This window comes from Bacillus sp. FS02 (assembly GCF_024398395.1).
GTDB classification, from domain to species: Bacteria; Bacillota; Bacilli; order Bacillales; family Bacillaceae; genus Bacillus; species Bacillus altitudinis.
Window position 1 is genome coordinate 1,705,167 of record NZ_CP074101.1, and the last position, 22,922, is coordinate 1,728,088.

Genomic DNA, 22,922 nt, shown 5'->3' on the forward strand with positions numbered 1-22,922 from the left:
GTATATTCAACCTCTGCCTTCACCGGTCTTTATGTATACGAACCTCGTTCCAAAAGGTTTCATTCTCCTCTAAAAAATAGTGTAACAAATTTTTGACAGCATGTTACGCTTATCAGCCGGTAAAAACCTTAACATATCCTTAAATTTCCCCAAAATTAAAAAAAGAACGGGAACAAGTCCCGCTCTATAATAGCTTTTCACCCATTAAAGAACCAATTAATGCAACTGCCGCTTCTGCTGTTTTATTTTTCTCATCTAATACCGGATTCACCTCAACAAACTCAGCAGAAGTCAAAATACCTGCTTCCTCTAAAAGCTCCATTGCTAGATGACTCTCCCTATAACTGATGCCGCCAGCAACCGGCGTTCCCACGCCAGGGCACTCCGCAGGATCTAGCCCATCTAAATCAAGCGACAAATGAACACCATCTGTTCTTTCTTTTAAATACGCAATGGCTTCCTCCATTACTCTCGTCATCCCTAATCGATCTATTTCATGCATCGTATACACTTTAATGCCTTTTTCTTTAATCAATGCCCGCTCTCCTTCATCTAAAGAACGAGCACCGATCAAGATCACATTCTCAGGCTTTACTTTAGGTGTATAACCGCCGATATTGATTAGATCATCATGCCCAAAGCCGAGACTGACAGCAAGTGGCATCCCATGAATATTTCCAGAAGGAGAGGTTTCCTCTGTATTTAAATCACCATGCGCATCATACCAAATGACACCCAAACTTTTATAATGCTTGGCTACACCGGCTAGTGTACCAATTGCAATGCTATGATCCCCGCCTAAAATCAGCGGAAACGAACCTGACTGCACAATACTGCTAACCTTTTCAGCAAGAAGCTGGTTCGCGCCAGCATTCTCCGTTAAGTTTTTCAGTTTTTCACTTGTATAGAGACCTTTCTCATCATCTCTTTGCTCAACGGGAATATCCCCTAGATCCTCGACATCAAATGAAAGCGATTCCAATTTTTCTTTTACACCAGCACAGCGAATGGCACTCGGCCCCATATCAACGCCCCTTCTCATTTGACCGAGATCCATCGGCACCCCAACAATCGTGACCTTCTTTTGATCTCCCATATGTACATCCCCTTTCCGTTCATGCTTATATTTTACTTTCTCGGTGCCTTCTGACTCAACTCAACAATATTTTGAATAGTTATACATTCCAATCGTCAAAATAAAAAAAAGACACCTTTTTAAAAAAGGTGTCTTAACTGGGCTAGCTGGATTCGAACCAACGCATGACGGAGTCAAAGTCCGTTGCCTTACCGCTTGGCTATAGCCCAAAAATGGTGGAGGGGGCGGATTCGAACCGCCGAACCCGGAGGGAGCGGATTTACAGTCCGCCGCGTTTAGCCACTTCGCTACCCCTCCACATATGGAATTGATAAAAGAAAAACAGTGCCGGCAAGAGGACTTGAACCCCCAACCTACTGATTACAAGTCAGTTGCTCTACCAGTTGAGCTACACCGGCATATGGTGGAGGATGACGGGCTCGAACCGCCGACCCTCTGCTTGTAAGGCAGATGCTCTCCCAGCTGAGCTAATCCTCCACATCATGGTGACCCGTACGGGATTCGAACCCGTGTTACCGCCGTGAAAGGGCGGTGTCTTAACCGCTTGACCAACGGGCCAGTTTGTCAAGTTTACTGTTTCCGTGAAGCTGACAAAAGTTATTATATACAGGTTGTCCCCCTTTTGTAAAGGGGATTTTTATTTTTTTTATTTTCTAACTATTCAACCCTCATCAGCACAACATTTTGACTGAAATATAATTTCAGTATTTAAATATAATATTGAAATTTCATGTCATACTCAATATACTGAAAATGAAGAAATAAGGAGGTATGTCACATGCAGCCATCTCAACTGCGTTCTTTGACAACAGAATCAAGAAACCCTAACACCATGGGAATTTCACAAGCAAGCCCGCTAGAAATGCTCCAAATGATAAATGAGGAAGATATGAAGGTCGCTCAAGCCGTCAACCGTGTCCTTCCAGACGTAAAGACAGCAAGTGACTTTGCCTTTGAATCCATCTCGCATGGGGGCAGACTCATCTATCTAGGCGCTGGAACAAGTGGCAGAATTGGGGTAATGGATGCGGTCGAATGTCCACCTACCTATAGCATTTCACCTGATGTCATCGTAGGCATCATGGCCGGTGGTGACTCTGCCTTTTCACATGCAGCAGAAGATGTGGAAGACAGTGAAGAAGCTGGTCAAAAAGATTTAGAACACATTCACCTGACATCAAAAGATACAGTTGTCGGCATCGCGGCGAGCGGTAGAACACCCTATATCATTGGCGCTTTAAACTATGCTAAAACCATTGGAGCAAAAACAGTAGCCCTCAGCTGCAATGAACAAGCAGAGATTAGCGAACTAGCAGACTGCGCCATTGAAGTCGTCGTAGGACCAGAAGCCATCACTGGGTCAACACGAATGAAAGCCGCATCCGCTCATAAAATGATTTTAAATATGCTTTCCACCTCTGTCATGATCAGACAAGGCAAAGTATATGAAAACCTGATGGTGGATGTAAAAGTAAGTAATCATAAACTAAAAGAACGCGCCATCACCATCATTCAGCATGTGACCAATGCTTCCTACGAACAAGCCGTAAAAGCCCTTGAAGCAGCCGATTTAGAAGTTAAAACAGCCATCGTCATGCTCCAAACCAAAACAGATAAAAAGACAGCCAAAGACCTGCTCAACAAAGCAGATGGTCACATCGACAAAGCCATCTTACGTCATCAACCTTAAAGGAGGAAACTCATGTCAGCAGGCGGACTCACCCTACTACACACAATGAAATCAAAGCTTCCCCAATCTGAAAAAATCATTGCAGACTATATCCTTGCCCATCCTGACAAAGTCATTAAAAGCACAGTGCATGAAATCAGTCAGGCTGCCGGTGCAAGCAGCTCTGCCGTCATCCGCCTCTGTAAGTCTCTCGGGCTGGATGGCTATCACGATTTGAAAATGCGGATCGCTGGAGACTTAATGCACACTGATAAACAAGGCTACCGGGATATCGAACAAGATGAACCACTTCAATCCATTATTCAAAAGACAGCAGGAAACACCATTCAATCGATCAAAGATACAGCCTCTATTTTAAATGTAGAAGCTTTAGAAAAAGCTGTGCAACTGCTGCTGAATGCAAACCAAATCCATTTTATCGGTGTGGGTGCATCTGGCATCGTCGCAGCTGATGCCCAGCAGAAATTTCTCAGGATCAATTATGCAGCCACCGCCTTCACTGACATGCACATCGCATCTACGGTCATCGCAAATGCTGGAAAGAATGACATTGTGTTCGGTATATCCTTCTCAGGAGAAACATTAGACATCATCCAAGCCCTTCAGCTCGCCAAAGAAAATGAAGTAAAAACCATTGCTTTAACGCACCCAGGTCATACAAGCGTTTCTGCATTGTGTGATGTTCATCTATCAACGTCCGGTTCCAATGAAGCACCTTTTCGCAGTGCTGCCACTTCCTCTAGAATGGCACAGCTCTATTTAATCGATGTCTTGTTCCTCAGTTTAGCCTCCCGTCAATATGAACAGACAGCACAATATATTGACAAAACAAGGCATGCCATCCGCTCCATGAAACGAAAAACAAAGGGGGATTCAACATGAGTCATCAAAAAAAATATCAGCAGTTGGCGAAAGAAATCCTTTCACTCTGTGGTGGTTCTGAAAACATCTCTTCCCACACACATTGTATGACACGTCTCCGAATTACACCCATTGATCGTGAAAAAGTGCAAACCACCGCGATCAAAGAACTCGATGGCGTCATTGGCGTCGTCGAAGCGGAAACACTGCAAATCATTTTAGGCACAGGTGTTGTCAACCAAGTATCAAGTGCGTTTGAACAGCTGCTCAATGCCTCCGGTTCATATGACTTAAACAACGAAGCACAGAAAAACAAACAAGCCATTTCACAAAAGAACCGCACACCATTCAAGCTGTTCTTACGGCGGATCGCCAGCATTTTCATTCCCATTATTCCAGCACTCGTTGCATCGGGTCTTATAACGGGTATTACAAAAGCGGTCGTGCAAGCAGGCTGGCTCGATGAAAAATCTCAAGCTGCGATTATCCTAACCGTTATAGGCTCAGGCTTGTTTGCTTATCTCGGTATATTAGTAGGAACAAACGCCGCAAAAGAATTTGGTGGCTCTCCTGCATTAGGCGCATTAGCAGGTATTCTCATCATTAACCCAGCTGCCGCTGATATTATGTTATTTGGCACTAATATTCTACCAGGTAGAGGCGGACTTATCGGTGTTCTTCTTGCAGCTATTTTTATGGCACTTGTTGAAACCCGGATCAGACGCTTCGTCCCGCAATCACTCGATATCATCGTCACACCAACAATCACACTACTCATTACAGGCATTTTCACGTACGTTATCTTCATGCCCGTCGGCGGATTTATATCTGATGCCATCACCTCTGGACTTACTTATCTATTAAACATTGGCGGTATTTTTGCCGGATTTGTTCTTGGTGCGACCTTCCTTCCTCTTGTTGTCACTGGACTTCACCAAGGCCTAACACCTATTCATATGGAACTGATTCATTCAATTGGAGATGACCCGCTTCTGCCAATCCTCGCTATGGGAGGCGCAGGACAGGTCGGTGCTGCCTTTGCCATTTATATGAAAACAAAAAAGAAAAAGCTGAAAAGAGCCATTGCAGGCGGACTTCCTTCAGGAATGCTTGGAATTGGAGAACCGCTCATTTTCGGTGTCACACTCCCGCTCGGAAGACCCTTCCTCACTGCTTGTCTCGGCGCAGGAATCGGCGGAGCATTTCAAGCCTATTTCCAAATCGCCACTAAAGCAATCGGGGTATCAGGTCTCCCATTAACCTTTATCGTTCACACACATCAAATGCTACTTTACTTAATAGGACTCTTCATTGCATATGTCGCTGGATTTATCTTCACATACTTATTCGGATTTCATGATGATATGGCTGTTGAATTCGAGGAAAATAAGCAATAGGAGGTCTAGCTCTTGAAGAAATATTTTCTCATCATCACAACTCTGTTCATGCTCCTAGGGTTACCAGTACAAACATTTGCAACTAGCTCCCATCCTGTATCGTCTTTGTCTAAAACAGCACCTGAAGAATATCCCGTCTTAAAAAAAGCAAAACGACCGGAACAAGTAGGTTTTTCTTCTAGGCAGCTTAGGAAGGTTGATCACATGATTCAAAACGATATCAACGCAGGATTTCCAGGGGCAGCACTCATCATTATCAAGGATGGTCAGATCGTCCATCAAAAAGCCTATGGCTACAGACAAAAATATAAAGGGACAACAGAACTCAAATTCTATAAGAAAATGAAAAAGAACACACTGTTCGATTTGGCATCCAACACAAAAATGTATGCCACCAACTATGCCCTGCAAAAGCTAGTATATGAACAAAAACTAGATGTAAATGAAAAAATACAAACCATCCTGCCTGACTTTCAAGATGAACCAGATGCAAAGGTAACCGGCAAAGATCAGCTTCGAGTCAAGGATCTTCTCACCCATTCTGCCGGACTGCCTTCCAGTGTTTTATTTTATAGCAAAGAGCAAGCGGGCTCTTTTTTCTCTCAAGATAGACAAACAACCATGAAATGGCTACCAAAGGTGCCTCTGCAATACAAGCCAGGCACTCAGCATATTTATAGTGATATTGATTACATGCTGTTAGGCATGATCATTGAGAAAAAAACCGGTATGCCACTTGATCAATATGTAGAGTCGACGATTTATCGACCGCTTGGTCTCAAACATACCATGTTCAATCCGCTGAAAAAGGGATTCAAGCCAAAGCATTTTGCAGCAACCGAGCGTCTAGGCAATACAAGAGATGGTGTCATTGATTTTGAAAACATTCGCAGGTATACCTTGCTAGGTGAAGTCCACGATGAGAAAGCCTATTACTCAATGGCAGGTGTCTCCGGACATGCTGGACTTTTCTCTAATACATCAGATATGGCCGTACTGCTTCAGCTGATGCTCAATAAAGGAGGCTATGGGAAAACAACCATCTTTGACCAAGCTTCTATCGATCTCTTTACGGAATCATCAGACACGAACCCAACTTACGGGCTAGGCTGGCGGAAAAACGGCAATACTGACATGGAATGGATGTTTGGGAAATACGCAAGTAAAGAAGCGTATGGACACACAGGCTGGACCGGAACGATGACTTTGATTGATCCAAAACACAATCTAGGCGTCGTCTTGCTGACAAATAAAAAACATTCACCCGTCGTTTCACCTGAAGTCAACCCAAATCAATTTGAAGGTGACCTTTTCCCAACTGGTACTTATGGAAGCATCATGACCGCAATCTACGAATCTTTTAAGTAAAAGGAGGAATTCGATGTTAAAAGCTCTGTTCCCCGCTGCACTCGTTTTGGCCCTGCTCACCTCTTCCATTCCAACGGAAAAGGTGAGCTCTGCCCCTCTCCCAACTGCCAAACAAATGGTTCAAGACATGTCCTTGGATGAAAAAATTGGCCAAATGCTCATGCCAGACTTTCGCAATTGGCAAGCAGAAGGTGAATCCGCTCCTACAGGCTTCACAAAAATGAATAAAGAAGTCTCTCACCTTGTAGAGAAATATCATTTAGGCGGTGTCATCTTATTTGCAGAAAATGTCGTTGATACGAAACAAACCGTCAAACTCACACATGAATTTCAACAAGCATCACCCAACATTCCTTTACTCATTTCCATTGATCAAGAAGGCGGAATCGTCACAAGACTACAAAAGGGAACACATTTCCCAGGAAATATGTCGATTGGTGCCTCTAGAAGTAAGAAAAATGCATATGACACAGGAAAAATCATCGGCAAAGAATTAAACGCTCTAGGTATCAATACAAACTTCTCTCCTGTTCTTGATGTGAATAATAACCCGAATAACCCCGTCATCGGTGTCCGTTCCTTTAGCTCTGACCCTGAACTTGTCACGAGACTTGGTCTGCAAACCATGAAAGGACTTCAAAAGGAAAAGACCATTTCCACATTAAAGCATTTCCCGGGACATGGTGATACAGCTGTTGATAGTCACTACGGTCTTCCGCTTGTCGAACATGATCTAGATCGTCTTAAAAAGGTGGAGCTGTATCCATTTCAACAAGCAATCAACGCAGGGGCAGATATGGTCATGACCGCTCATGTTCAATTCCCAGCCATTGATGACACAACGTATAAAAGTAAAAAAGATGGCGAGGACATTATGGTTCCAGCAACCTTATCAAAAAAAGTCATCACAAACTTATTAAAAGAAGACATGGGCTTTCAAGGAGTGGTTGTAACAGACGCCCTCAATATGAAAGCGATTGCAGATAACTTCGGACAGGAAGAAGCTGTGGTAATGGCTATTAAAGCAGGCGTCGACATTGCCCTCATGCCAGCACCTGTCACGTCCTTAAAGACAGAAAAAAACCTAGAGAATGTGTTCAATGCTTTAAAAAGAGCAGTTCTCACAAAAGAAATTCCGATATCTCAGATCAATCAATCTGTCGAAAAAATCCTTCAATTAAAGATTAAACGCGGCATCATTTCCGCCAACAAATCAGTAAGCCTTGAGAAGAAAATCAAAAAAGCCACTCAGCTCGTTGGTCAAAAGTCTCACCGAAAAGCAGAACAGAAAATGGCACGTGAAGGAATCACTCTACTTAAAAACAACGACAAAACCTTGCCTTTTAAGCCTAAAAAGAATGACAAAATCTTGCTCATGGCACCGTACGAAGATCAAACAAAAGCAATGTCCGTCACAATTGAATCATTAAACAAACAAAAAAAGATCAAACCTGTGCGTGTCCAATCGTACGCATTTGCAGATAAGAGTTTCTCAAAAGAAACAGCCAAACTCATTCAAGATGCTGACTATGTCATTACCGGCTCTTACGTTGTCCAAAATGACCCAGCTGTGAATGATGGTGTCATTGATGACGGTGTACAGGATCCGAAAAAATGGGCAACGGCCTTTCCTCGTGCTGTCATGAATGAAGCAGCAGCACAAAACAAAAAATTGGTCATCATGAGTCTTAGAAACCCATATGATGCTGCAAATTTCGAGGAAGCCGACGCCTTACTGGCTGTGTACGGTTTTAAAGGCTACTCAAATGGACAATTCAATCAACCCAATATTCCTGCGGGACTAGAAGTGATTTTTGGAGCGGCCTCACCTAAAGGAAAATTGCCCGTCGCTATCCCATCAGTCACTCATCCTAATCAAACCCTTTACCCATTTGGCTATGGACTCAATTTAAAAGGCAAACAGATCAAATAGGAGGGATTCTCTTGAAAAAGACAGCAAGCTTGATACTCGCTAGCATTCTCATGATCAGCACATTGACCGCCGCCTCCCCCGCAGATTCAGAACGAACAGATACAAAAGGAAAAAAAGCAACAGTCAAAACAGGTATCGAAACATTACTCTCAAGTAACCTCTCTTGGCTTAAAGGGAAAAAAGTAGGGCTTATTACGAATCCTACAGGCATTGATGCAAACATGAAAAGCAGTGTCGATCTGCTATTTGAACACCCCGATATTAAACTGACTGCCTTGTATGGGCCTGAACATGGCGTCCGTGGTGATGCACAAGCAGGAGAAGGCGTCGAATCGTATACTGACGAAAAAACAGGCCTGCCTGTTTACTCTCTTTATGGAAAAACAAGAAAGCCAACTCCTGAAATGCTCAAAAATGTAGATGTCCTGCTATTTGATATTCAAGACGTTGGTGCTCGTTATTACACCTATATTTACACGATGGCGTATGCAATGGAAGCAGCTAAGGAAAACAACATTCCATTTGTTGTCTTAGATCGTCCAAACCCAATAGGCGGGCTAAAAGTAGAAGGACCCGTATTAGAGCCAGAACACGCCTCTTTTGTAGGTCTCTATCCCATCCCATTAAGACATGGGATGACAACTGGAGAACTTGCATACATGTTTAACAAAGAGTTTCATATCAACGCTGATGTAAAAGTGATCAAAATGAAACATTGGAAACGATCCATGACGTTCGATGACACGAAGCTGCCGTTCGTCCTCCCTTCACCTAACATGCCGACCGTTGACAGTACCTTTGTTTACCCAGCAACAGGATTAATCGAAGGCACAAACGTTTCTGAAGGCAGAGGAACGACAAAACCGTTCGAACTCATTGGCGCTCCATATATCAATAGCAATGAGCTAGCAGATCATTTAAATGGGTTAAAACTAAAAGGCGTTCAATTTAGACCTGTCTCATTTACCCCTACCTTTTCAAAACATGCCGGGACTTTGTCTCACGGGGTACAGCTTTATGTCACAGACCGAAAATCATTCGAAGCAGTCAAAACAGGTCTATCCATCATCAAAGCAATACATGACTTGTATCCTAATGACTTTCAATTCCTACAAACAGGCAGCTTTGATAAACTCATCGGGAATAGCTGGATCAAAGAAGAAATCAATAAAGGCACTTCCATCAAACACATCATGAAACAATACCACCATGATCTAAAGACATTCGAAAAGAAACGGAAGAAATACCTCATCTATTAATCGCAAAAAAGCCTCCACCTTAAAGGTTGGAGGTTTTTTCATGATAAAGACTTAGTCACAGCAGGTACTTTCAGCTCGAAACGATGAAGTAAAAAGCCAAACAAGGCTGCAAGCACTTGCTGAAACAGCATGCCAATCACGACAGGAACAGCAACAGCAGGCGGGAAAAAGCTAATGGCAAGCACAGCACCCGCGCTAATGTTCCGCATACCGCCCGTATACACAATCGCCACAATTTCTCCTTGGGTACATTTCATCGCCTTTCCAATCAACCACGCAAAAGCATACCCACTCATTGCAATGAAAAAGACAGTCGCTGCTTTGCTAAAAAATGCAGCATCCAGTTCACGCAAATATGGGGCGACAACAGAACTGTTAATCGATACGACAACAAACAAGCCTAATTTTGAAAAAGGAGCCAAGGTCTGACTCATTGCTTTTGTCACCGATGGCTTTGCATACTGACGAACGAGCATCCCTAAAATAGAGGGCAACACCACCATACCGAATAGTCCTTTCATGATCGCCACCATGTCCATATGGACCTGTGTACCAACGAAGATTGACAAACTTACTGGCACAATCAATGGCGAAAGCAATGTATCAATTAATATGATAGATAACGTTAACCCCACATTCCCTTTATACATTGCCGCCCATATTAAACTAGACACACCTGTCGGAATCACCATCGCAAGCGTCAAACCGGTGATCGTCATAGAATCGCCCGCAAATATCAAATGCCCCGCTGACCATGCATAAAGGGGCATCAGCACATGCAAAATCATAAACGATAAAATCAAAGGCAATGGATGCATCACCGTATGTTTTAAAGCTGAAAAAGTAGATGACAAGCTCCCTGAAAATGTCATCACAGCAAACACCCAAGGCACCAAAAAGGTGAAATCTTTTAAATACGCCGCCAATAATACACCAAATAGCACGCTGACAGGCGTAATGAGCGGCATCATCCGGCCGAGCACCTGATTCAAACGGACAAGCATGCCGGCCACCTCCATCCTTCACTTTCTTCCTTGTTCTATTGTAACAAACAGAAAAGTCTTTTTAAGATCCGATCACTTGTTTCATAAGTTTTTGACTAGACGTATCCATTCCAACTACGTCCACCTCTACACCAGCTGTACGATATTTTTCCTTCACACGTTCAATTGCGGCCACACCTGATTCGTCCCATATACGCGCTTCAGACAAATCAATCACAACCGTGTTCAAGTCGTTTCCATGATGGAAGGCTTGAATCAATTCAGTCACGGAAGCAAAGAAAATTTGACCCTTAATTCGATAAATCCATGTACCAGCTTGGCTTTCTGTAGAGGTAATATGCAGTTTTGATATTTTAGCCACAAAGAATACGGCACTAAGCAGCACCCCTGCAAAAACACCCTTTGATAAATCATGAGTGAACACCACCGTCACGACCGTGACAAGCATCACAAGAGAATCTGTTTTTGGGTTCTTTTTCAGCTGCTGGAATGAACTCCAATCAAAGGTACCAATAGAAACCATGATCATGACAGCCACAAGAGCAGCCATCGGAATTTGAACAACCACATCACCGAGCACAAAAATCAATACCATTAAAAATGCACCAGCCACAAAGGTAGAAAGCCGGCCTCGTCCCCCTGCCTTTGTATTAATCACAGATTGACCAATCATCGCACAGCCAGCCATACCGCCAAAAAATCCTGCCACCACATTGGCAATTCCTTGGCCTCTCGCTTCCTTATTTTTACGACTAGACGTTTCCGTCATATCATCTACAATTTGTGCTGTTAATAAAGATTCAAGTAAACCAACCATCGCAAGTGCTAAGGAATAAGGAAAAATGATAGCAAGTGTTTCCCAGCTAAACGGTACATTGGGAATAAGAAAAGTTGGCAAAGAGCTAGGAAGCTCTCCCATGTCTCCAACCGTTCTGACATCAATATGCCCAAATACAGCAATCATCGTCATCACAATAATTGCAATAAGTGGAGAGGGAATAACTTTTGTGACCATCGGCAATACATAAATGATCAACAATGCTCCACCTGTCATGACATACATAGCCATGGATTCCCCAACGAAATGCGGCAGCTGTGCCATGAAGATCATAATTGCCAATGCATTAACAAAACCAACCATCACAGACCTCGGAATAAATTTCATCAGACAAGAAACACGGCACACTCCAAACAAAATTTGAATCAGTCCTGTTAAAATCGTAGCCGCAAACAAGTACTGCAATCCATGATCGGCTACCAAATTAACCATAACCAGAGCCATAGCACCAGTAGCAGCCGAAATCATACCTGGCCGTCCACCAACAAACGAAATGACAATGGCAATACAAAACGAAGCATACAACCCAATCTTTGGATCAACGCCCGCAATAATCGAAAACGCAATCGCTTCAGGAATCAAAGCCAAGGCCACTAAAATACCCGCCAGCACATCCTGACGCACATGTCCAAACCATTCTTGCTTTACAAATAAATCTTTCAAACCATCTACTCCTTTTTATATACATACCGCACAAGGAAAAAGAAGGCGAATAAAACCCGGAGATACAGAAAGGAAAAAACAATAACCATTCAATTTCGGGGAAAAAGAGGAACGTACAGAGTCTTTTGTTAGAGAGGATTATCTTCACTTTAGTAAGAATATAAGAAAGGAACTAAGGAATCAAGCACAAAAAGAAGGAATGTATAGAAAATTGATACAAGGCTTACTTACCAATCGATTTATTCCATTCATGAGTCTATTGTCTATTTGTCACTGAGCATGTCCAACATTTAAAACAAACAACAAAAGCCCCTATATAAAAGGGGCTTTTGGTTGATTAACGTAATAATTGAAGTACATTTTGCGGCTGTTGATTCGCTTGTGCAAGCATAGCTTGAGACGCTTGAGAAAGAATGTTGTTCTTTGTGAACTCACTCATTTCTTTCGCCATGTCAACGTCACGAATACGAGACTCAGCAGCAGTTAAGTTTTCAGCAGATGCACCCAAGTTGTTAATCGTGTGCTCTAGACGGTTTTGCACTGCACCAAGTTTTCCACGTTGAGCAGATACTTGGTTAATAGCTGCATCAACAATACTTAGTTGAGTATCAAAACCAACGTCAGTAGCATCTGCTGCATTATCAGCAAACTTTCTTACATCGATGTCTTTAATCGCTTGATTCGCTACAATTCCATTAGCACCTTTCACTCCCAATGCATCTGTACTCATTTTATCAATATGAACTGAGATTTGTTGAGTTGCATTAGCACCGATTTGGAACACTAAAGCATTACCACTTGCTGGAACTGCAGGTGTACCTGTATCTGGATCATCTGGATCTGTCGGCGGAATTGCTGGTGTTCCTGGGGTTCCTTTAAACGAACCATCTAATAATTTTTTACCGTTAAACTCTGTACGATTTGAAATTCCATCTACTTCTTCTTGTAAAGCTTTAATTTCATCTTGGATAGATTGAAGGTCAGACTCTTTATCCTGTGTACCAGTATTTCCAGCTTGAACGACTAGTTCACGAACACGTTGAAGGATTGAGTGAGTTTCAGTCAATGCCCCCTCAGCTGTTTGGATAAGAGAGATACCGTCCTGTGCGTTTTTTGAAGCCATTTCTAATCCGCGGATTTGTCCACGCATTTTTTCAGAGATCGCTAGACCTGCTGCGTCATCTCCTGCACGGTTGATTTTAAGACCAGAAGAAAGCTTCTCCATGTTCTTTTGGCTCGCACCGTTGTTAGCAGATAAACGGTTCAGTGTGTTAAGTGCCGCGATATTGTGGTTAATTCTCATTTCCTATTACCTCCATGTAATTTTTTTCGAGCTTGTCTACAAAGTCCATTTAGATGAGAAGCTCTTCCTTAGAATTTCCGATTTCTAAGGCATGTGTACAGTAATAATGCAGATCACCTTTTGGCTCTCTAACTTTACTACTATCTGCAACACCAGTTATGGCAATAATCATGAAAACTCCTTCTATTAATACTCACCATAACAATGAGTAGCGTGTTACCTACTATAGACAGACCTACCACATATTTTAGTTTGTGGAAATTGTTTATTTCACAAATTCGACACATTTAAAATGCATAAAAGGAAGATGAAATTCTATCAACTACATTTTCAGGAGGAGAAACATAATTAGTGTAAAATTGTGTGGAAACAATACTTTTTCATATACCTAGAATCACTCGATAAAGTAACAGAGAAAAGAAAAAGGATTTTGAGATAAGGATTCACTTCAAAAAAAGAACGTTGAAAAATAACATCAAAAAAGCCCCTGTTCTCTATGATCAGAGGCTTTACCTTTTTCACTTTTTCAATGCTTTTTGAAGAGCTGCTTTTATCTTCGAACCGTTCCATCTTTTATGTGGCACAACGTTGACCAATGGAATGCCTTGCTCTGTCATCAACTAGACGAATTAGCATTGTACGTTCTCAACTACCTTTTTATATTTAAATAAATAGTGGGAGCGATTCGCAAAAAAGCACGATATAAGAAAATTCATTTGCATGATATGCGTCACACTCATGCTACTATGCTAATAAATCAAATCGGCAAAATATCTGGGTTTAATATCAAATCTGTCTATCATCGTTTAGGTTATGCAGAAGCTATATCAAACTTATTGCAAATTCGATAATGCGTCCCCATTGCGTCCCCCAGCAATTAAAAAAGACATAAAAAAAAGCCTTCTCATCATCGAGAAACCTTGTCAGAACAATATTTAGAGGAAAGCTTCCAAGCGGGCTCGAACCGCTGACCTCTTCCTTACCATGGAAGTGCTCTACCTACTGAGCTATGGAAGCATGGCTCCGCAGGTAGGACTCGAACCTACGACCGATCGGTTAACAGCCGATAGCTCTACCACTGAGCTACTGCGGAATGGATAAAGTAACTTCTTCCATTGGAAGGATATAAACAAAAAGCTTGGCGGCGTCCTACTCTCACAGGGGGAAACCCCCAACTACCATCGGCGCTGAAGAGCTTAACTTCCGTGTTCGGTATGGGAACGGGTGTGACCTCTTCGCTATCGCCACCAAACCTGATGGAGAGAATGTTCTCTCAAAACTAGATAACAACGTTCATTTTTCACATTAGAATATAGGTTAAGTCCTCGATCTATTAGTATCTGTCAGCTCCACGTGTCACCACGCTTCCACCTCAGACCTATCAACCTGATCATCTTTCAGGGATCTTACTTCCTTGCGGAATGGGAAATCTCATCTTGAGGGGGGCTTCATGCTTAGATGCTTTCAGCACTTATCCCGTCCGCACATAGCTACCCAGCGATGCCCTTGGCAGAACAACTGGTACACCAGCGGTGCGTCCATCCCGGTCCTCTCGTACTAAGGACAGCTCCTCTCAAATTTCCTGCGCCCGCGACGGATAGGGACCGAACTGTCTCACGACGTTCTGAACCCAGCTCGCGTACCGCTTTAATGGGCGAACAGCCCAACCCTTGGGACCGACTACAGCCCCAGGATGCGATGAGCCGACATCGAGGTGCCAAACCTCCCCGTCGATGTGGACTCTTGGGGGAGATAAGCCTGTTATCCCCGGGGTAGCTTTTATCCGTTGAGCGATGGCCCTTCCATGCGGAACCACCGGATCACTAAGCCCGACTTTCGTCCCTGCTCGACTTGTAGGTCTCGCAGTCAAGCTCCCTTGTGCCTTTACACTCTGCGAATGATTTCCAACCATTCTGAGGGAACCTTTGGGCGCCTCCGTTACATTTTAGGAGGCGACCGCCCCAGTCAAACTGCCCACCTGACACTGTCTCCCTGCCCGATAAGGGCAGCGGGTTAGAAGGTCAATACAGCCAGGGTAGTATCCCACCGATGCCTCCACCGAAGCTAGCGCTCCGGTTTCCAAGGCTCCTACCTATCCTGTACAAGCTGTACCAACATTCAATATCAGGCTGCAGTAAAGCTCCACGGGGTCTTTCCGTCCTGTCGCGGGTAACCTGCATCTTCACAGGTACTATAATTTCACCGAGTCTCTCGTTGAGACAGTGCCCAGATCGTTGCGCCTTTCGTGCGGGTCGGAACTTACCCGACAAGGAATTTCGCTACCTTAGGACCGTTATAGTTACGGCCGCCGTTTACTGGGGCTTCAATTCGCACCTTCGCTTACGCTAAGCGCTCCTCTTAACCTTCCAGCACCGGGCAGGCGTCAGCCCCTATACTTCGCCTTACGGCTTCGCAGAGACCTGTGTTTTTGCTAAACAGTCGCCTGGGCCTATTCACTGCGGCTTCTCGGGGCTTTAACACCCTAAGAAGCACCCCTTCTCCCGAAGTTACGGGGTCATTTTGCCGAGTTCCTTAACGAGAGTTCTCTCGATCACCTTAGGATTCTCTCCTCGCCTACCTGTGTCGGTTTGCGGTACGGGCACCTCTCACCTCGCTAGAGGCTTTTCTTGGCAGTGTGGAATCAGGAACTTCGCTACTAAATTTCGCTCGCCATCACAGCTCAGCCTTCACGGGAAACGGATTTGCCTATTTCCCAGCCTAACTGCTTGGACGCGGATATCCAATACCGCGCTTACCCTATCCTCCTGCGTCCCCCCATTGCTCAAATGGTGAGGAGGTGGTACAGGAATATCAACCTGTTGTCCATCGCCTACGCCTTTCGGCCTCGGCTTAGGTCCCGACTAACCCTGAGCGGACGAGCCTTCCTCAGGAAACCTTAGGCATTCGGTGGACGGGATTCTCACCCGTCTTTCGCTACTCATACCGGCATTCTCACTTCTAAGCGCTCCACCAGTCCTTCCGGTCTGACTTCACTGCACTTAGAACGCTCTCCTACCACTGTTCGTAAGAACAGTCCGCAGCTTCGGTGATACGTTTAGCCCCGGTACATTTTCGGCGCAGAGTCACTCGACCAGTGAGCTATTACGCACTCTTTAAATGGTGGCTGCTTCTAAGCCAACATCCTGGTTGTCTAAGCAACTCCACATCCTTTTCCACTTAACGTATACTTTGGGACCTTAGCTGGCGGTCTGGGCTGTTTCCCTTTCGACTACGGATCTTATCACTCGCAGTCTGACTCCCAAGGATAAGTCATCGGCATTCGGAGTTTGACTGAATTCGGTAACCCGGTAGGGGCCCCTAGTCCAATCAGTGCTCTACCTCCGAGACTCTTACCTTGAGGCTAGCCCTAAAGCTATTTCGGAGAGAACCAGCTATCTCCAGGTTCGATTGGCATTTCACCCCTACCCACACCTCATCCCCGCACTTTTCAACGTGCGTGGGTTCGGGCCTCCATTCAGTGTTACCTGAACTTCACCCTGGACATGGGTAGATCACCTGGTTTCGGGTCTACGACCACGTACTCATGCGCCCTATTCAGACTCGCTTTCGCTGCGGCTCCGCATCTTCTGCTTAACCTTGCACGGGATCGTAACTCGCCGGTTCATTCTACAAAAGGCACGCCATCACCCGTTAACGGGCTCTGACTACTTGTAGGCACACGGTTTCAGGATCTATTTCACTCCCCTTCCGGGGTGCTTTTCACCTTTCCCTCACGGTACTGGTTCACTATCGGTCACTAGGGAGTATTTAGCCTTGGGAGATGGTCCTCCCGGATTCCGACGGAATTTCACGTGTTCCGCCGTACTCAGGATCCACTCTGGAGAGAACAACATTTCAGTTACAGGGCTGTTACCTTCTTTGGCGGGCCTTTCCAGACCTCTTCGCTTATATCGTTCCTTTGTAACTCCGTATAGAGTGTCCTACAACCCCAAGAGGCAAGCCTCTTGGTTTGGGCTGTTCCCGTTTCGCTCGCCGCTACTCAGGGAATCGCATTTGCTTTCTCTTCCTCCGGGTACTTAGATGTTTCAGTTCCCCGGGTATGCCTTCTCATACTCTATGTATTCAAGTATGGATACTACTCCATTACGAGCAGTGGGTTTCCCCATTCGGAAATCTCCGGATCAAAGCTTGCTTACAGCTCCCCGAAGCATATCGGTGTTCGTCCCGTCCTTCATCGGCTCCTAGTGCCAAGGCATCCACCGTGCGCCCTTTCTAACTTAACCATTTCTTACTTTAGAAAGAATCACTATGTGTGATGAACTTTGCATTGCATTCAATGTGAATGTATTACTTATTGTTATCTAGTTTTCAAAGAACAATCCTGTCTCGCTAGAGACATGTTTGAAGGAATGATCCTTCAAAACTAAACAAGACGAAAAACGTACGCTGCTCCATATATCCTTAGAAAGGAGGTGATCCAGCCGCACCTTCCGATACGGCTACCTTGTTACGACTTCACCCCAATCATCTGCCCCACCTTCGGCGGCTGGCTCCATAAAGGTTACCTCACCGACTTCGGGTGTTGCAAACTCTCGTGGTGTGACGGGCGGTGTGTACAAGGCCCGGGAACGTATTCACCGCGGCATGCTGATCCGCGATTACTAGCGATTCCAGCTTCACGCAGTCGAGTTGCAGACTGCGATCCGAACTGAGAACAGATTTGTGGGATTGGCTAAACCTTGCGGTCTCGCAGCCCTTTGTTCTGTCCATTGTAGCACGTGTGTAGCCCAGGTCATAAGGGGCATGATGATTTGACGTCATCCCCACCTTCCTCCGGTTTGTCACCGGCAGTCACCTTAGAGTGCCCAACTGAATGCTGGCAACTAAGATCAAGGGTTGCGCTCGTTGCGGGACTTAACCCAACATCTCACGACACGAGCTGACGACAACCATGCACCACCTGTCACTCTGTCCCCGAAGGGAAAGCCCTATCTCTAGGGTTGTCAGAGGATGTCAAGACCTGGTAAGGTTCTTCGCGTTGCTTCGAATTAAACCACATGCTCCACCGCTTGTGCGGGCCCCCGTCAATTCCTTTGAGTTTCAGTCTTGCGACCGTACTCCCCAGGCGGAGTGCTTAATGCGTTAGCTGCAGCACTAAGGGGCGGAAACCCCCTAACACTTAGCACTCATCGTTTACGGCGTGGACTACCAGGGTATCTAATCCTGTTCGCTCCCCACGCTTTCGCTCCTCAGCGTCAGTTACAGACCAGAGAGTCGCCTTCGCCACTGGTGTTCCTCCACATCTCTACGCATTTCACCGCTACACGTGGAATTCCACTCTCCTCTTCTGCACTCAAGTTTCCCAGTTTCCAATGACCCTCCCCGGTTGAGCCGGGGGCTTTCACATCAGACTTAAGAAACCGCCTGCGAGCCCTTTACGCCCAATAATTCCGGACAACGCTTGCCACCTACGTATTACCGCGGCTGCTGGCACGTAGTTAGCCGTGGCTTTCTGGTTAGGTACCGTCAAGGTGCAAGCAGTTACTCTTGCACTTGTTCTTCCCTAACAACAGAGCTTTACGATCCGAAAACCTTCATCACTCACGCGGCGTTGCTCCGTCAGACTTTCGTCCATTGCGGAAGATTCCCTACTGCTGCCTCCCGTAGGAGTCTGGGCCGTGTCTCAGTCCCAGTGTGGCCGATCACCCTCTCAGGTCGGCTACGCATCGTCGCCTTGGTGAGCCGTTACCTCACCAACTAGCTAATGCGCCGCGGGTCCATCTGTAAGTGACAGCCGAAACCGTCTTTCATCCTTGAACCATGCGGTTCAAGGAACTATCCGGTATTAGCTCCGGTTTCCCGGAGTTATCCCAGTCTTACAGGCAGGTTACCCACGTGTTACTCACCCGTCCGCCGCTAACATCCGGGAGCAAGCTCCCTTCTGTCCGCTCGACTTGCATGTATTAGGCACGCCGCCAGCGTTCGTCCTGAGCCAGGATCAAACTCTCCGAAAAAGTACAAAACCGAAGTTTTGTTTTTCGTCAGCGTTTGACTGACTACCTATGATGTATCATAGGATTTTTTTATAAAAACTCGAATTAACAGGTACGTTTTGTCTTGTTTAGTTTTCAAAGATCATCTTCGCCGTTCTTAGCGGCTTTAATAATATAACATTTCGCTTCATCTTATGTCAACAACTTTTTTTAAGTTTATTTCCCGAAGCGTTTGTGTTTGTCACTGTGTGTCAGCGACGATTAATAATATATCACGAAAACATTCTGTTGGTCAACGCCTTTTCAGAACTTTTTTTAAAATAGTTTTATTGTGCATGTTAAACCCTTGTCCTGCATACAATCAAGTAACAATCTTGGACAAGGCAGGAGTGTTTGAATTGAGTCGATTATATGTGTTGCCTATTAAACGGCTGAAGCAAGTAGTCATTATTCTTGTAGCAGCCCTTGCAGCTGCAACCTTTTTTTATGTACAAAAGGCACCGCCGCTGTCGGTATTTAAAACAGAACAAGGACCCCGAGCGATTTATAAAGGAGAGACCTCATCAAAACATGCATCCCTTACGTTTAATATTGGCTGGGGAGACGAGAAGGCTGTTCCTATTTTAAATGTCCTCCGAGAGTACGATATAAAGAACGCCACTTTCTTTCTGTCTGCTTCTTGGGCTGAGCGTCACCCGGATATTGTGAAAAGGATTAAAGAGGACGGCCATCAAATTGGCAGCCTTGGCTATGCATATAAAAATTATAGCCAGCTGGAAGAAAACGAAATTAAGCGTGATCTTGTCCGTGCACAAAATACATTCCAAAAGCTTGGACTGGAAGACATTCAATTATTAAGACCCCCAACTGGGCAATTTAATGAAACGGTATTGAAAATTGCAACACAGTATGGCTATACCGTTGTCCATTACAGCATCAATTCTCAAGATTGGCTGAACCCAGGCGTCGACCAGATTGTTCATAATGTAAATGATCGAATGAAAAGCGGAGACATCATTCTCCTTCACGCCTCAGATTCAGCCACCCAAACCGCTCAAGCCTTACCAGCCATTTTAAAACACTTAAAAGACAAGAATTTAAGAAACGTCACGGTTGGCGAGCTTATCTCTAATACAAAAACAAAGTCAACTGAGGTTAAGTAGCTTTTGCTTTTGAAAACCGCGGCATAGCTAACAACTGAAACGCATTACAACCTAATAGCGGGAATAGCATTAAATACAGCCAGTCCTCTTCATTGACTCTAAGCGCCGGAAACCATTCTAACGACGTGATCACGACCATGAGAAACATTGCAGAAACAAATGTTTTCTTAGAGGACTGCTGCTGTTTAAAATAAGACACGATCAATGCAAACACACCGATAAAAACAGGCAGCCACAAGTATGGAAGAAATGATTCATTCTCCCCGAAAAACAAAAACCGCAAATAAGCTAAATCAAACAGCACGAAAATCACAAGGAATAACTGAATGGTATTCCATAAAGAATGCGACCTGAAAATCTCCAGCGCAAACCGGTGCACTGTCAAAAAGACAACAAACCCCATCTGACTGATTACACTAAAGATCATCCCCACACCAATAAACCAAAATAACACAGACGCAATCTCTAAAATCTCAAACGATACAAACAGCTTCTGATATTTCCCCCACTCCAGCGCAAAACCTACCACGCTTGTAATGACCGCTCCAACAGCCAGCACAGAGAAGAAAAAACGAACTAAATCCCGACTTTTCATTGAATTGACCCAACCCCTATTTTTGTTATGTATAAATTCACGTGAAACATTCATATTAAAAGTAAGACATGTAACGAAAGGAGCCACAGTATGTCAAAAGGCATCTTGCGTATAATGAGCTGTTTTCTTCTTTTATCTCTAACAGCTTGTGCTCCCAAAACCCAATCCTCATCTAATATGGACTATGACGAAACGAAAAAAATGGTCGTCGATATTTTGAAAACAGATGACGGTAAAAAGGCCATTCAACAGTTATTAAATGACGAGGCAATGAATGAAGCTTTGGTAATGGATGAACAAACTGTGAAAAAAACAATAGAGAAAACACTGACTTCTGATAAAGGCAAAGAGTTCTGGAAGAAGGTCTTTGAGGATTCTAAATTTGCCGAGACTTTCGCAAAATCCATGCAGCAACAGCATGAAAAGATGTTAAAACAATTGATGAAGGACCCTGACTATCAACAGATGATGATGGATATTCTCAAGGATCCTGAAATGGAAAAGAAATACGGTGAACTGGTCAAAAGCAAAGAGTTCAGAAAGCACTTAGAGAAAGTCATCACAGAAACATTGAGCAGCCCTCTCTATAAGAAGAAATTCGAAGATGAGCTAAAAAAAGCAGTCTCTGAAAGCAGCAATGATTCCGGTTCACAAGGAAGCGGCAGTTAAACATCACCCGAGTGGCACAAGGTCCACTCGGGCTTTCATTATGCTTTCACTGCTAATTGTTCAATGACTTTATTGGCAATGTGTTGATACACTTCCCCTGTCGGATGACTCTCATCATAGACGGAAGGTGCAAAATCGTCCTCATTCCAATCAGGCTGTCTTAAAGGGATTTGACCAAGAACTGATACACGCAGCTCCTCCGCCAGCTTGTCCCCGCCGCCCTTTCCAAAGACATATTCCTTCTCACCTGTTTTTTTGCTTTCATAGTAACTCATATTCTCAACGACCCCTAGCACCTCGTGATCTGTTTGCAGTGCCATTGCGCCTGCTCTAGCAGCAACGAAAGCCGCTGTTGGATGCGGTGTCGTCACAATGATTTCTTTACAGCTCGGAAGCATCGTATGAATATCAAGTGCCACATCACCTGTTCCAGGCGGAAGGTCTAATAGTAAGTAATCTAATTCTCCCCACTCTACTTCGTGGAAGAAGTTATTTAGCATTTTACCAAGCATCGGTCCTCTCCAAATGACCGGTGCGTTTTCTTCAACAAAAAAGCCCATTGAAATCACTTTGACGCCAAAGCGTTCCACAGGAATAATCTTTTCCCCTTTAACTGTCGGTCTGACGGTGATTCCCATCATATCCGGTACACTAAAGCCGTAAATATCAGCATCGATCAGTCCCACTTTTTTCCCTAGACGAGCCAGTGCCACAGCCAGGTTAACGGAAACAGTTGATTTCCCAACGCCGCCTTTTCCACTCGCAATCGCTAAGAACACAGGCGGATTTTTAGAGTTGAGCAAATTTTCTTCCTCATCCTGTGACGGCATAAACTTTTCAAGCGTTTCTTGAGGCAGTTCTTCAAAACGAAGTCCTACAGTGTTCGCGCCCGCTGCTTTTAAAGCTTGTACGATGTCTTGCTGCAGCTTCATCTGCTCAGCAGTGCCTGTCTTGGCAATCGCCACTTTTAAGCTCACATGTTCTTTTTCAGGCTTTAGGCTGATTTCCTTGATGGCATCCAGCTCACCAAGCGGTATATGAAGGAAAGGTTCGTCCATCTTCCCAACTAGTTTTCTCACATCATCTTGTCCGATCATAGCAGAACCTCACCCTTTATTGAATTCGTTTA

Annotated in this window: 15 protein-coding genes, 7 tRNA genes and 3 rRNA genes; 8 read left to right on the forward strand and 17 right to left on the reverse strand. The window is 44.5% G+C overall.

The features are described from left to right. Positions 1-184 precede the first annotated feature (184 nt). The 6 genes from rocF to KFQ09_RS08580 form a co-directional block, all read right to left on the reverse strand. A complete protein-coding gene (gene rocF, locus KFQ09_RS08555) occupies positions 185-1,096 on the reverse strand; it encodes an arginase (protein ID WP_098681036.1) in 912 nt (303 codons plus the stop codon). 137 nt (positions 1,097-1,233) lie between these two features. Then, positions 1,234-1,305: transfer RNA gene (locus KFQ09_RS08560), tRNA-Gln, on the reverse strand. Between the two features lie 4 nt (positions 1,306-1,309). After that, positions 1,310-1,393 (reverse strand) — tRNA-Tyr (locus KFQ09_RS08565). 28 nt (positions 1,394-1,421) lie between these two features. Further along, positions 1,422-1,494, reverse strand: a tRNA-Thr gene (locus KFQ09_RS08570). Positions 1,495-1,497: 3 nt separating this feature from the next. Next, positions 1,498-1,573 (reverse strand) — tRNA-Val (locus KFQ09_RS08575). A 6-nt stretch (positions 1,574-1,579) separates the two neighbouring features. Next, a tRNA-Glu gene (locus KFQ09_RS08580) sits at positions 1,580-1,654 on the reverse strand. Positions 1,655-1,874: 220 nt separating this feature from the next. Between KFQ09_RS08580 and murQ the strand changes: the two genes are divergently transcribed. Genes murQ through KFQ09_RS08610 form a run of 6 tightly spaced genes read left to right on the forward strand, consistent with a single transcriptional unit; the run spans position 1,875 to position 9,604 of the window. Beyond that, positions 1,875-2,786 carry an N-acetylmuramic acid 6-phosphate etherase gene (murQ, locus tag KFQ09_RS08585; RefSeq protein ID WP_116307330.1) on the forward strand — a complete coding sequence of 304 codons (912 nt, stop codon included), beginning with the start codon at positions 1,875-1,877 and terminating at the stop codon, positions 2,784-2,786. 12 nt (positions 2,787-2,798) lie between these two features. Further along, positions 2,799-3,668, forward strand: a complete 870-nt coding sequence (locus tag KFQ09_RS08590; protein ID WP_007498558.1) for a MurR/RpiR family transcriptional regulator — start codon at positions 2,799-2,801, stop codon at positions 3,666-3,668. Continuing rightward, positions 3,665-5,044 carry a PTS transporter subunit EIIC gene (locus tag KFQ09_RS08595; RefSeq protein WP_110487736.1) on the forward strand — a complete coding sequence of 460 codons (1,380 nt, stop codon included), beginning with the start codon at positions 3,665-3,667 and terminating at the stop codon, positions 5,042-5,044. The genes KFQ09_RS08590 and KFQ09_RS08595 overlap by 4 nt, the downstream gene beginning before the upstream one ends. A gap of 12 nt (positions 5,045-5,056) precedes the next feature. After that, the gene (pbp4b, locus tag KFQ09_RS08600; protein WP_255836203.1) at positions 5,057-6,412 is read left to right on the forward strand and encodes a penicillin binding protein PBP4B; all 1,356 of its coding nucleotides are present in this window, start codon (positions 5,057-5,059) and stop codon (positions 6,410-6,412) included. A 13-nt stretch (positions 6,413-6,425) separates the two neighbouring features. Beyond that, complete coding sequence (locus KFQ09_RS08605; RefSeq protein ID WP_129548044.1) at positions 6,426-8,345, forward strand: glycoside hydrolase family 3 protein; 1,920 nt, start codon at positions 6,426-6,428, stop codon at positions 8,343-8,345. A gap of 50 nt (positions 8,346-8,395) precedes the next feature. Further along, positions 8,396-9,604, forward strand: a complete 1,209-nt coding sequence (locus KFQ09_RS08610; protein ID WP_370648324.1) for an exo-beta-N-acetylmuramidase NamZ family protein — start codon at positions 8,396-8,398, stop codon at positions 9,602-9,604. Positions 9,605-9,642: 38 nt separating this feature from the next. On the opposite strand, the gene KFQ09_RS08615 is transcribed toward KFQ09_RS08610, so the two are convergent. The 9 genes from KFQ09_RS08615 to KFQ09_RS08655 form a co-directional block, all read right to left on the reverse strand. Next, positions 9,643-10,608, reverse strand: a complete 966-nt coding sequence (locus KFQ09_RS08615) for a bile acid:sodium symporter family protein (protein ID WP_164999000.1) — start codon at positions 10,606-10,608, stop codon at positions 9,643-9,645. 61 nt (positions 10,609-10,669) lie between these two features. After that, complete coding sequence (locus KFQ09_RS08620; protein ID WP_129548042.1) at positions 10,670-12,109, reverse strand: SulP family inorganic anion transporter; 1,440 nt, start codon at positions 12,107-12,109, stop codon at positions 10,670-10,672. Positions 12,110-12,446: 337 nt separating this feature from the next. Next, the gene (hag, locus tag KFQ09_RS08625; protein ID WP_017358869.1) at positions 12,447-13,412 is read right to left on the reverse strand and encodes a flagellin Hag; all 966 of its coding nucleotides are present in this window, start codon (positions 13,410-13,412) and stop codon (positions 12,447-12,449) included. Between the two features lie 49 nt (positions 13,413-13,461). After that, on the reverse strand, positions 13,462-13,584 hold the full coding sequence (locus KFQ09_RS08630) for a hypothetical protein (protein ID WP_017358868.1): 123 nt from the start codon (positions 13,582-13,584) through the stop codon (positions 13,462-13,464). Between the two features lie 772 nt (positions 13,585-14,356). After that, a tRNA-Thr gene (locus tag KFQ09_RS08635) sits at positions 14,357-14,429 on the reverse strand. A 1-nt stretch (position 14,430) separates the two neighbouring features. Next, positions 14,431-14,505, reverse strand: a tRNA-Asn gene (locus tag KFQ09_RS08640). Positions 14,506-14,548: 43 nt separating this feature from the next. After that, positions 14,549-14,664: ribosomal RNA gene (rrf, locus tag KFQ09_RS08645) — 5S ribosomal RNA — on the reverse strand. 61 nt (positions 14,665-14,725) lie between these two features. Next, positions 14,726-17,656 (reverse strand): 23S ribosomal RNA (locus tag KFQ09_RS08650). A gap of 182 nt (positions 17,657-17,838) precedes the next feature. Next, a 16S ribosomal RNA gene (locus KFQ09_RS08655) occupies positions 17,839-19,387 on the reverse strand. The 16S, 23S and 5S rRNA genes sit together here with 2 tRNA genes alongside, the layout of an rRNA operon. Positions 19,388-19,764: 377 nt before the next feature. Between KFQ09_RS08655 and pdaB the strand changes: the two genes are divergently transcribed. Then, a complete protein-coding gene (gene pdaB, locus KFQ09_RS08660) occupies positions 19,765-20,529 on the forward strand; it encodes a polysaccharide deacetylase family sporulation protein PdaB (protein ID WP_017366469.1) in 765 nt (254 codons plus the stop codon). Here the strand turns inward: pdaB and KFQ09_RS08665 are convergent. Further along, complete coding sequence (locus KFQ09_RS08665) at positions 20,522-21,124, reverse strand: KinB-signaling pathway activation protein (RefSeq protein ID WP_017366468.1); 603 nt, start codon at positions 21,122-21,124, stop codon at positions 20,522-20,524. The two genes, pdaB and KFQ09_RS08665, sit on opposite strands and share 8 nt — an antisense overlap. 90 nt (positions 21,125-21,214) lie before the next feature. On the opposite strand from KFQ09_RS08665, the gene gerD reads away from it, so the two are divergent. Continuing rightward, entirely contained in the window at positions 21,215-21,793 is a 579-nt protein-coding gene (gerD, locus tag KFQ09_RS08670) for a spore germination lipoprotein GerD (RefSeq protein ID WP_007496366.1), read from the forward strand. Positions 21,794-21,831: 38 nt separating this feature from the next. Here the strand turns inward: gerD and KFQ09_RS08675 are convergent, their stop codons facing one another. Next, complete coding sequence (locus KFQ09_RS08675; RefSeq protein WP_017366467.1) at positions 21,832-22,890, reverse strand: Mrp/NBP35 family ATP-binding protein; 1,059 nt, start codon at positions 22,888-22,890, stop codon at positions 21,832-21,834. Between the last annotated feature and the right edge of the window lie 32 nt (positions 22,891-22,922).

What these genes read in the sequence shown, in the direction of transcription:
- KFQ09_RS08615 (WP_164999000.1), bottom strand. Translation starts at nt 10,608, where the DNA reads ATGCTTGTCCGTTTGAATCAGGTGCTCGGCCGGATGATGCCGCTCATT.
- KFQ09_RS08595 (WP_110487736.1), top strand. Translation starts at nt 3,665, where the DNA reads ATGAGTCATCAAAAAAAATATCAGCAGTTGGCGAAAGAAATCCTTTCA.
- KFQ09_RS08590 (WP_007498558.1), top strand. Translation starts at nt 2,799, where the DNA reads ATGTCAGCAGGCGGACTCACCCTACTACACACAATGAAATCAAAGCTT.
- KFQ09_RS08665 (WP_017366468.1), bottom strand. Translation starts at nt 21,124, where the DNA reads ATGAAAAGTCGGGATTTAGTTCGTTTTTTCTTCTCTGTGCTGGCTGTT.
- KFQ09_RS08605 (WP_129548044.1), top strand. Translation starts at nt 6,426, where the DNA reads ATGTTAAAAGCTCTGTTCCCCGCTGCACTCGTTTTGGCCCTGCTCACC.
- hag (WP_017358869.1), bottom strand. Translation starts at nt 13,412, where the DNA reads ATGAGAATTAACCACAATATCGCGGCACTTAACACACTGAACCGTTTA.
- KFQ09_RS08630 (WP_017358868.1), bottom strand. Translation starts at nt 13,584, where the DNA reads ATGATTATTGCCATAACTGGTGTTGCAGATAGTAGTAAAGTTAGAGAG.
- KFQ09_RS08610 (WP_370648324.1), top strand. Translation starts at nt 8,396, where the DNA reads ATGATCAGCACATTGACCGCCGCCTCCCCCGCAGATTCAGAACGAACA.
- murQ (WP_116307330.1), top strand. Translation starts at nt 1,875, where the DNA reads ATGCAGCCATCTCAACTGCGTTCTTTGACAACAGAATCAAGAAACCCT.
- KFQ09_RS08675 (WP_017366467.1), bottom strand. Translation starts at nt 22,890, where the DNA reads ATGATCGGACAAGATGATGTGAGAAAACTAGTTGGGAAGATGGACGAA.
- gerD (WP_007496366.1), top strand. Translation starts at nt 21,215, where the DNA reads ATGTCAAAAGGCATCTTGCGTATAATGAGCTGTTTTCTTCTTTTATCT.
- rocF (WP_098681036.1), bottom strand. Translation starts at nt 1,096, where the DNA reads ATGGGAGATCAAAAGAAGGTCACGATTGTTGGGGTGCCGATGGATCTC.